Consider the following 11,010-nt stretch of genomic DNA (forward strand, 5'->3'; position numbering starts at 1 on the left):
ATGCGCAGATTATGAAATACTGGAAGCTCTTGTGAAACAGACGGATTTATGCTATAATTTAATTTGAAAAGGTATGCCCAATCCTACTGATATCAATGTCATGGAGGGAGCTAAAGCAGTCAGGGAAAATGGCTGTATTAAAACACAAAAAGGACGCAGGATTACTCCCACGCCCAAATTACTATCTGGCTTTATCTGTCCTTACCATTGGCACTTCTTTCGCTGCTTCAACCTTCATATCTGCACCGCCTCTTGCTTCAAATGCATCCGCATTGTACTGATACTCATATGCTTCAGCAACCATTGGAGCATACACAATCTCTGCGTTGACTTTCTTTCCACCTTATTCCTCGTGCTCTCCTTATGCTTTTTGTTGGCTTTACATTACGCCCCGATCAGCTCCTCTCTCCGGCTTATCTTTTCCCTGTTTTTCTTGAATTTTCCTCTTATTGATTTCCAGTCTTTCATGAATGGAAGGCTTCTTTGCTTTCGCAGCCACCTTCTTATCTTCTGTCCACATAATCAAAGCCTCTTTCCCAGCAGTCTTCGTATTTTTCACTTTCGTCTCTGCGGTTGCTCTTTCTCTTCCTGTCAAAACGTCTTGTTTTTCTGCAATCTGCTGTTCTCTCCGCTCCTGCACACCTTTTTCTTCTAGACTACAAAAGCTCTGCAAATACGGCAATACATGATTCTGCATATCTGTCAGATCTTCCATATACTTCTGATACTCTTCATTACCTTTTCCTTGCTGATAACTGATCCAGCTTTCATCTGTCAATTTCATTTCATTCTGCATCTTTAACTGACTGATGATACCGCCGTTTCCGGTGCCAATATCTATCTTACCTTGAAAATGATGCAGCATCTTGTCACCCTTCTCAGCATAATATACTGTAAAAAACATCTGTGCTGTCGTTTTTGGTTCGTTGGTGTTTAGATCACGTTCAGCATACCAGACTTTGTCCTGTTCTACGGTTTTGGAATCCAAATCAGATAACTTCTGGCATCTTGGATTCCCCAGCTCACTTTTCTCACAATAATTCACATACACCATCGGTTCCATATCTTTTGGAAGTTCCGGTTCATAGGCTTTCAGTCTTTCCATCAATACACCTGCACGCACAGAATGATCGCATTCCTCGTCTACGATATCCTTCAGATACGAAATATAGGAATGAATATTCCCGCTTCGCAAATCCAGCATTACTTCCTGTACCGTATTTTCTCCCGTCTCCACATTATCTCGATACTCATACGGATCAAAAGCTTCTGCAATCTCATCCAGTGCCTCTGCTAACTGTTCTGTGGTCATCTTCTCTGGATACATTGCTTCTCGAACATCCCGCATCGGAACGTACTTATAGTCAGGTAATGCTTCATGAATTTTCTCAATTCCTTCCCTTACTAGTGCAAGTTCTCCATAAAATCGAACATCGTCCATCAGATTTCCAAGTACTGTATTTCCTTTTACAATTGCAAATTCAGCGTCATCGTAGTAACTGTCTTCCGGATCACGATAAATAATTCCCATTGAGCATCCAAGATAGGCAGTTTCTGGATTCTCTCTATATTTTTCATAGACTGCAGCTATCTGATTAACATCGGTACTTTTTTCATAAGCCCCCATATCGTGAAACTCATCGCATTCTGTGGCGAAATATTCCAGATACGGTTCTTTCTTCGGTGGCATATTATTAAGGATGTTATCAATCATGTTGTAATTTGCCTCTTCCAGTTCCTCTACCTTTGCCAGTGGTTTATATTCGCCCTGGCTTTTCTGAATCTCTGCCATTACAATCTCATCCATTTCTTCTACTTTTTCCATCAACTGATCATAATCCCCACGGATGCGTTCTCCAGTCCAGTCTTCGTCTTCCAAAAGTTCTTCCGCCGCTTCTTCAATAGAAATTTCATCATTCTCATAAACGCCACCATCCATCAAGCGGAAATCTTCATCATAAAAGGAATAATCATATCCTTCTTCTGTTATCTGAATAGCAAAGTAACGTTCTCCTACCTCATATGCCAGTTCACTAAGAACCTGTTCTTCCAGATTCAGGAAAGAATCCAGCTGTTCAAAACTGATACTGTCTACAAAATGAGCGGTTACTTTTTCCCCGTCATTCAGAACTACGATATCACTGACAGACAGGGAATGTCCACGGAAGTCTTCCGGTCTGTCAATGTTGAACTTTTCAAAAATATCATCCAGTGACATATTTCCTGATAATTCACCAACATAGACCAGCTTATAATCTTCTTTTTTTATCTGCATACCATGACTTTCAATAAAACTCATATTCATAAATGCATAGTTTTCTCCCGGTGAATCATCCCGGATCTGATAAATTCCAAATGTCCTTCTTGTTCCTAACAACAGGTTTGCTTCTTTCAAAGATTGAATCTGTGGATATTTCTGCATTTCCCATTCCAGGTTACGAAAACGCTCCCGTTCTGCCATGGACATCTGATAATGCTCCGGTCCTCGTTCAATTTCCATGCGTTCTGTGACATACATCGGTGATGAAAAATTAGTGATCAGATAGATATCTGCTCCAGCATCGTATAATTTCAATGCTTCTTCCTGGTCAATGACACCCATAGGCTCCTGAAATGCTCCAAAATCTTCATCGGCATAATCCAGATTCTGATCCCTTATCCGTTCCCACATCTGTAATTCCATGCCAAACAGACCTTCATGCGCCTGTATCATTTCTTTACTTGCATACTCTCCCTTGCCGCCATCGCTGCCCAGGCAATAAATCTTAGAACCCATTCTGTGATAATCCAAAGCTGCTTCTTTTCTGAGCGGTACCATATCCTCTGCTGTATATCCATAATCACGTAATTCCAGCTTGCCTATGGTTGGATCTGGTAAGTCCTGAATATCCATTTTTGCATCATCCAGAAGTTCCTCTACTTTATCTTCATCTGCCTGATTGATTGCATCTGTCAGATTTCTTACCAACGTCCTTACTTTCTCTTCCTCGCCAATCAGATTTGCATATTCAAAAATCTGTTCCTTTACATCCGCTGGAATCTCTATTTCCATGTGTTCTGCACGGTCTATCTGTTCCTGCGTATATTCCTGCATTTTCTGCGTTTCTTTTCCTGTTATCATATTTCTAGCCATTCAAATTCCTCCTGTGTTCTAAAAAATGGCATAACCGGCAGAACCTTCTTCTACCAAATTATGCCATCTTTCCTGTTTACTTATTCCAAACCGAAGTCCCGTTTTCTGGTTTCCTTGCCAGTTTCACTTTCCCGTTGACTCTTTTCTTTATAAATCTGCAGTTTTTCATGGATAGAACCACGTGCCGGTCTTTCTTCTTTCTCATCTGATTCAGACACCTCTGCTTCTGCATCTTCCCGTTCATCCATATTGAGCAATGCATTTAGCTCTGACAGTCGCTCCAGTTTCTGGTTCAACTCCTCTTCTTTTGGAAATGACTTTCCCACTTCTTCTTTCGCATTTGCCAGCTGTTCATACACTGTTTCCAGTCTTTGTTGTGCTTCTGAAAGCTTCTCTGGATAACTGTCCAACAGATTGTTGATACGGGTAATATTTCCAAGTGCATCTGCTCCAAGATGAACTTTCGAGACAGCCTCGTGTTTGACGGATAGTATAAATTCTTTACTCCATCCATCAAACTGAATCCTCATATTGAATCCCTGATAGTTTCCGATATCCATCGCAGCATCTACTGATTTTATATCTTTACATACCGCCAGAAGTGCTGCTGCTGCCTCTTTCTTTTCTGTGAACACTTTGCAACCAATCTCCATAGCAAACTGTTCTGTATCTGTGATTTTATGCTCCGAATAATGAGCGATATCTGCCTTGTAGCTGTCTATGATCTCCGTCAGTTTTGCAATCTGTTGTGGAAAGTTCCTTGCAATATCATCTTCCAAGCGGTACTGATTATTCATGTGGTTGGCTTTTAAAAGCTTTAATTTCGCCACATCCACATCTAATGCCATCTTCTCTTTTACTGCCGGATTTCCGGTTGCCAGTGCCTTGACCTCTGCATAGGAAAGTGCCGCTTCGTCCACATCTTCACAGCTTCGCACAGGTGCTTTACTGGTCATAATCTGAGAAATGAATTTCTGCTTATTCTCGATCAGCTGCCACATGTAGCTGTCGAATGTGGATTCTGTTACATATCGGAAGATATGAACCTTTTTATTATGATTTCCCTGGCGGATAATACGCCCTTCTCTCTGTTCCAAGTCAGATGGTTTCCAGCCAATATCCAGATGGTGCAACGCAATCAGACGATCCTGCACGTTGGTCCCGGCACCCATCTTTGCTGTTGAGCCAATCAAAAAACGAACCTGCCCGGATTTCACTTTTCCAAACAGCTCCGTCTTTTTTGCTTCTGTATTTGCATCATGAATAAAAGCAATCTCTTTTTCCGGTACACCTTTTTCCATCAATTTCTGCTTCAAGTCATCATAAACATTGAAGTTGCCATCGCCTTTCGGGGTACTCAAGTCACAGAAAATCAATTGTGCAGATTTCTGTGCCGCCGTGTCTTTCCAGATCTCATAACTTTTCTCTGCACAGACTGATATTTTGCTTTCTGGATTATCTGGCAATAATTCGTTCACCAAACGCTGATCCAATGCCAATTTTCTTCCATCATTGGTAATTTTCAGCATATTATCAACCGAAGCATCTACCCCTCCGTTTCTGACAACTTCTGCACGTTCCCCCAGACTTTCTACGATTTCTTTCTGCTGTTCCGTTGGTTTCAGCACCACTGTTTCATATTCTGCCTCTGGCACAGGAAGCTTTAACTGATCGGAAGTCTTGATATCTGCAATCTCCTTAAACATATTCATCAGTTCCGGAATATTATAAAATCTTGCAAATCTTGACTTTGCACGATAACCTGTTCCTTCCGGTACAAGCTCAATGCTGGTGACTACCTCGCCAAATGTGGAAGACCAGGAATCAAACAATCCAAGTCCCATATTTTGCAATTTACTGTTCTGCAGATACCGTTGCATAATATACAATTCCGTCATACTATTGCTGATCGGTGTGCCCGTAGCAAAGGTAATGCCTTTCCCTCCGGTAATCTCGTCCAGATACTGACATTTATTGAACATATCCGCCGACTTCTGTGCTTCATTCTGTGCAATTCCGGCTACATTTCTCATTTTTGTATAAAGAAATGCGTTTTTATAACTGTGTGCTTCATCTACATATAAATGATCCACTCCCAGTTCTTCAAACGTAACTACCTGATCTTTTTTCTCTTTCTGATTCAGTTTCTCCAGCCTTGTCTGCAATGTTTTTCTTGTCTTTTCAATCTGTTTGACGGTATAACGTCCACCATCCTGTTCATACCTTGCACTCTGGATTGCCATTTCCAGATCATCAATCTGCCTCTGAAGCATGGCTTCCTGTTTCTCATCAGAGATTGGAATACGCTCAAACTGGGAATGTCCAATAATAACAGCATCGTAATTTCCCATAGCGATTCTGGCACAGAACTTCTTTCGATTTGCCGGTTCAAAATCCTTTTTCGTTGCTACCAGAATGTTCGCCCCTGGATATAACTGCAGGAATTCTGCTCCCCACTGCTCCGTCAAATGGTTTGGAACTACAAAGAGGTTTTTCTGAGATAATCCCAGACGTTTGCTCTCCATTGCCGCCGCTACCATTTCGTAAGTCTTCCCAGCTCCTACTACATGTGCCAGAAGCACATTATCACCGTATAGCTGATGTGCAACTGCATTTTTCTGATGCGGTCGAAGTTCTATTTCCGGATTCATTCCTGGGAAAGTCAGATGACTTCCATCGTATTCACGTGGGCGGATACTATTAAAACGTTCATTATACACGCTTACCAGCCTTTCTCTCCTCTGTTGATCCTTGAAAATCCAATCTTGGAATGCAGCCTTCAAGGCATCCTGCTTTTGTGATGCCAACATAGTTTCTTTTTTATTCAAAACTCGCACTTCATCCCCATTGTCATTTACGACTTTATCATAGATTCGTACATCTTTTAGATTCAAGGTATCTTCCAGAATCCGGTAGGCATTTGCTCTCTCCGTTCCATACGTTGCATAGGCAAACGCATTTCTTGGACTATCGGCATTCTTTCCTGTAATCCTCCACTCACCATTTACCTCAGAGAATTTTACCTGTATTTCCTTCTGTGCAAGATACCTCGGCGTATGAAGCAGTTCCACCATAAACTCCTGATAATCCGAAGGTTCAATCCAGGTGGCTCCAATACGCACTTCAATCTCCGATGCTTCCAGATCTCTCGGCTGAACTGCCTCCAATGCACGGACATTCGGTGTGAATTCTGGATGATTCTCTGCAAAAGTTCTCGCAGTGTTTAATTTATCCCTGACGTTTCCAGAGAGATATTCATCTCCGCTTTCCCACTGGTCTGTCAGTGGATTTTTGAAGATAACTCCAACCAGCTCTTCTGTGATTTTCTCTTCGGTCTTTCCGGTCAACTGTGCCATATATGGGAGATCTACTTTAGCCTTTTCATTTAGGGACAGAGCAAGTGCTTCTGTGGCTGTCTCCACACTTGTCACAGCGACCGCCTTTTTAATGGTTCGTTTGGTGAACATGTCCGCTTTCCGCTTCAATGTTCCATCTTCATTCAAGTCTTCCAGGGAACACAGCAGACAATAAGAAGAGTCATCAGAAAATGCACGTTTGTTAGCATTACTTCCAATAACTCCATACTTTGCTGTGTAGGTATCATACACCTGATTCAGTTTTTTCTGCTGTTTCTGGATTTCTTCGTCTGTGACAAATTCTTCCATCTGCATGGCGATCAGTTCACGAACGGTATCACGGATTGCAACCATGCCTTTTACACGTTCTGCAGTGGCTGCAGGCATTTTCACCTGATTCATCAAAGAATTGACACGGTAATATACCTGATCATCTACCACCGTATAGCTGTAATTTCGAACATTCGGATCTGCCGGAATACTCTCTGGCATCTCATCCAGTTCTGCCTCTATATCTACTGCCGCTACCATGCTTCCCTTGATGTGTTTTACAGCTTCTTGTAACTGTAATTCCAGATCAGCTCCTTCCATTGGAGCACAGGTTGTTTCCATACCATACGGACCGGACACTTCTTTCATCTCACCAAGAATCAATCCCGGATGCTGAACAAAATACTTGTTAATGGTAATCCCATTTGCATCACTCTCTAAATTCACCCAGTCTGGCATCTCTTTTGTGAAACTCTCACGCTTCTGGAAAAACAAAATATCCGCACTGACTTCTGTTCCTGCATTTGCCTTAAAAGCTGTGTTCGGCAGTCGGATTGCCCCCAGCAAGTCTGCACGCTCTGCCAAATATTTCCGGACTTCCGGTGATGCCTTGTCCATAGTTCCCTTTGTTGTGATCAACGCAGCTACACCACCTGGACGTAACTGATCTATAGTCTTGGCAAGAAAGTAATCATGAATCATAAAATTGTAGCGGTCATACTGACGGTCATTGACCTTATATGCACCGAATGGCACATTTCCGATTGCCACGTCAAAGAAATCATTGGGATAATCCGTCTTCTCAAAGCCTTTGATCTGGATATTGGCATCTGGATAAAGAAGTTTAGCAATTCTGCCACTGATGCTGTCCAGTTCCACCCCATAGAGTTTGGACTGGTTTAGATTCTCTGGAAGCTTTCCAAAGAAGTTCCCAACTCCCATAGATGGCTCCAGGATATTTCCCTTTGTGAATCCCAGATTCTCCAACACCTGATACATACTTTCAATCACAATCGGCTGTGTATAATGAGCATTTAAGGTGGACGCTCTGGCGGCAGCATATTCTTCCGGTGTAAGGACGGTCTTTAATTCCAGATATTCTGTCTCCCATGCGGATTTTGTCTCATCAAATGCATCTGCAAGACCTCCCCAACCAACATATCGGGATAAGATTTTCTGTTCCTCTGGTGTAGCATTACGGTTCTCATCCTCACATTTCTTTAATAGCTGGATAGCCATAATATTGGCTCGGAATTTCTCCTTCGGTGTTCCCTGTCCAAGTTCATCATCTGTGATGTGGAAGTTCGTTGCTTGAATCGGTTCTGCTATTCCGTTAATCTCTTCCAATGATTCTTTTTCTTCCGATACTTCAACTTCTCCCGACAGTTCTTTTTCTTTTTTATCATAATCTGTCCACACACGTTGAGAAATCGCAGTAAAATAGGAAGACTCTTCCTCCATGATTTCTTCCCTGATTTCCCGTAATTCAGCTAAGGTATCCGCATTTACTGTTTTGTTGTGATAATGATAATAAAGTACTTCTTGTCCGAGTTTTACATCCAGACGTTCCAATTCTTGTGTTGACATTCGATTCCAAATATCATCTTTTTCCGTATGAATCGTGAAACCTTCTCCATCATCATGATATTCTAATGTGTATTGAAGTCGATCCTCTTCTCCCTTAACTTTGCAATCAAAATCATGGATTTTTGTTCTGGTACCGGACATATATTCTGAATCAACTAATCGCAAATCAGTTATATCTTCCGCTGTCAAAGTATCCTGCTCCAGCTGTTCTCCTAACATCTGCTGTGCTTCTTCCAGATCTGCCAGTCTTTGTGCTTCCTGTCGTTCTTCGTACTTTTCCATTTCTTCCGGTGACAAATAATCATCTGTGCGGATTAACTGGCGAACACGTTCTGCAACCTTGTTCCACTTTAATAAAACTTCTACCTCTGGACTGCCAATTTTCCCTTTTGCAAGTTTTAATCCTTTTGCATCATGGGATGCGTCGGAAGCATCTGCTCCTGGTATTCCGGGTGAGGAACCACCTGTTCCATACTCATTTTTCAGGAACTCAGCTGCATCTTTCATATCATGATGTTCCATGAAATACTCATAGATTCGGTTACGTCCTCCTGCAGTAATGCCGCCTCTTCTTAACACTGCGTCAATTTCATCCTGTCATCTACATCCAGGAAATCTGCAAGCATCCGGTCTGTCAGCTCTGGTGCAAGAATCTGCAGGTAACTTACACTTCCCATCGTTCTTCCCATCAAAAATGTCTGATTCTTGGAAAAGTTAAAGGAAGTCGGTGCAATAAAATCTTTAGTTTTTAATCCAGTTTCCGGCAGCATCTTATACTGGAACTTAAATGGTTCGATCCGATCCTGGTTGAACACATGATACAGAATCTCCAGCCTTTCCAGTCCATTCAAAGAATGTGCCTGTGCTCCCAGAACCTTAAAGTTATTTAAGATATCCGTTTCGATTCTTTCAAGCCTTGGTCTTGCCACCTTCAGGCTTTCTGCTTCGATTCCAAAAGTGATATATTTTGTCTTTACCAGACCATTATTTCCTTTGGAAAGCTGATTTTTCAGCATAGTACGGTACTCTTCACGAATGGCATTGAAGTCATCGTTCTGATCCGGAATATCGATGCTTTTCTCAAATTCTGCCACATCCACCTGCTGATTGATAAAGGACAGCTGCACACTGATGGAAGAATCAAAGTAATTTAAGAAATCACAGTAATTCTCAAATATCGTGGTCTTATCCTCATTTAAAGCAAGCTGATAATTGATGTCATAAAACTGAATTGTCTTGGAGAAAAAGGTCTTTGTCACCTGGCAGATACCATCCTGCAGCATCCGAATATACGGAATACTCTGCTGTGCAGTTGTAGGAATGTTTTTCTGTTTCCTACGGTCCCGTTCCTGTTTCTTCCTACGCTTTTCCTGTTCTCTTTCTTTTCTGCTTTTTTTGTTTTTTCTTTCCTGACGGTTTCTTTTTTCCGCCAGGGACAGACGCTCCTGCTGAGCCTCCTGCTTTGTCTTTTTTGCCATCCGGCACACCCTCCTTTTTTACAAGGGTGGAAATCTCCTGATAAAAATTTTCTGTCTTATATGGTCTTACCGCCGGACAGATAAACTTCTGTCGAATGATATTTGCCACCACTTTTTCAAAGGGAAGCCCGTCTTTTTCATACATCGCCATGAAGAAAAACGGAAGCATGACCGTTACCATCAAAATGGCAGCGATACTGTAACCGATTGGTTTTCTCATGAACAGATAAAACGGAATTCCCACAACTGCGGCAAGTGAAAAGAAAATCAACTGCCGCTTTGTCAGATTTAATGCTACTTTTGTTTTGACCTTGGTAAGGTCTTTTGGTACTGGTACATACGCCATGGTATGCGCTCCTTTCCTGCCCGTTAGTGGGCATTGAATATCGATTTGCTAAGGCTTCCGGTCTTGAATAATGAAAATGCAAGAATCACGGTATAAGCCGCTACTGAAAACATTGCTGCATGAAGGTCACTGGATATGGTCATTGCATTTACTAAAACTGCATAAATTCCCACACAGACCATCATGAAGAATCCCTGAAATGCCAGTGCGAACAAGCCTTTTAAATAGTTGTTTCCGATATTGCCCCATTCCTTATTGGTCATGGTGGCAAACGGAATTGGTGCTATGGAAGTATAAAGGTAAATTTCTATCATTCTTCCGTACAAAATAACGGTTATGATGATTGACAGAATCCGCATGGTAATACTGATCAGCAGCGTTTCCATGGATAGCAGGAACAAATCCCCTAACTCCATATCCTCCAGGGCATCCACAATTCGTGTAATTGCTTCTGTTGCATCCACCGCAGTGTTTCCTGATATCACCCCGGCGGCATTATTGACCACATGTTGGCCAACGTCAAAGACCGCCATCGTGATATTGAACGTATTTGTCACCAGATAAATGGCTACATACGCTTTGAAGATCCAGAGGAAAATGTTATAAGTCTCAAATTCATGGAAATTGTTTTTTTGTGTTACCATCGTGATCAATTCATAGCACAGGACAAAGGTGATGATCAGTCCCGCAATGGGGACGATCACCGTTTGGGATATATTCTGAATCAGATTAAAAATCCCTGCATTCCACCCCTGCGGTGTCTGTCCCACCTGCCCGGCTATGGTTCCCACCTGCTCATTGACAGACGTGAACATGTTATCCAAACATGACTTGATAAGT

General features: G+C 42.0%; 5 protein-coding genes and 1 pseudogene. All 6 read right to left on the reverse strand.

The window, feature by feature from the left end; translation table 11 throughout:
• Positions 1 to 181 precede the first annotated feature (181 nt).
• The 6 genes and pseudogenes from ACQRBH_RS16670 to ACQRBH_RS16695 all read right to left on the reverse strand — a co-directional run bounded on the left by ACQRBH_RS16670 (position 182) and on the right by ACQRBH_RS16695 (position 11,006).
• On the reverse strand, positions 182 to 316 hold the full coding sequence (locus tag ACQRBH_RS16670; RefSeq protein WP_287779256.1) for a hypothetical protein: 135 nt from the start codon (positions 314 to 316) through the stop codon (positions 182 to 184).
• A 63-nt stretch (positions 317 to 379) separates the two neighbouring features.
• Positions 380 to 3,133, reverse strand: coding sequence for a YodL domain-containing protein (locus ACQRBH_RS16675; protein WP_287779259.1), 2,754 nt, complete (start codon positions 3,131 to 3,133; stop codon positions 380 to 382).
• 80 nt (positions 3,134 to 3,213) lie between these two features.
• Positions 3,214 to 7,623: pseudogene (locus ACQRBH_RS16680) on the reverse strand (DEAD/DEAH box helicase family protein); the annotation flags it as partial.
• A 1,295-nt stretch (positions 7,624 to 8,918) separates the two neighbouring features.
• Entirely contained in the window at positions 8,919 to 9,824 is a 906-nt protein-coding gene (locus tag ACQRBH_RS16685) for a hypothetical protein (protein WP_427762581.1), read from the reverse strand.
• On the reverse strand, positions 9,706 to 10,170 hold the full coding sequence (locus ACQRBH_RS16690) for a PrgI family protein (protein WP_427762582.1): 465 nt from the start codon (positions 10,168 to 10,170) through the stop codon (positions 9,706 to 9,708). The genes ACQRBH_RS16685 and ACQRBH_RS16690 overlap by 119 nt, the downstream gene beginning before the upstream one ends.
• A gap of 23 nt (positions 10,171 to 10,193) precedes the next feature.
• A complete protein-coding gene (locus ACQRBH_RS16695) occupies positions 10,194 to 11,006 on the reverse strand; it encodes a VirB6/TrbL-like conjugal transfer protein, CD1112 family (protein ID WP_427762584.1) in 813 nt (270 codons plus the stop codon).
• Between the last annotated feature and the right edge of the window lie 4 nt (positions 11,007 to 11,010).

It is taken from the genome of Bariatricus sp. SGI.161, assembly GCF_050313695.1.
Taxonomy (GTDB): Bacteria; Bacillota; Clostridia; order Lachnospirales; family Lachnospiraceae; genus JAFBIX01.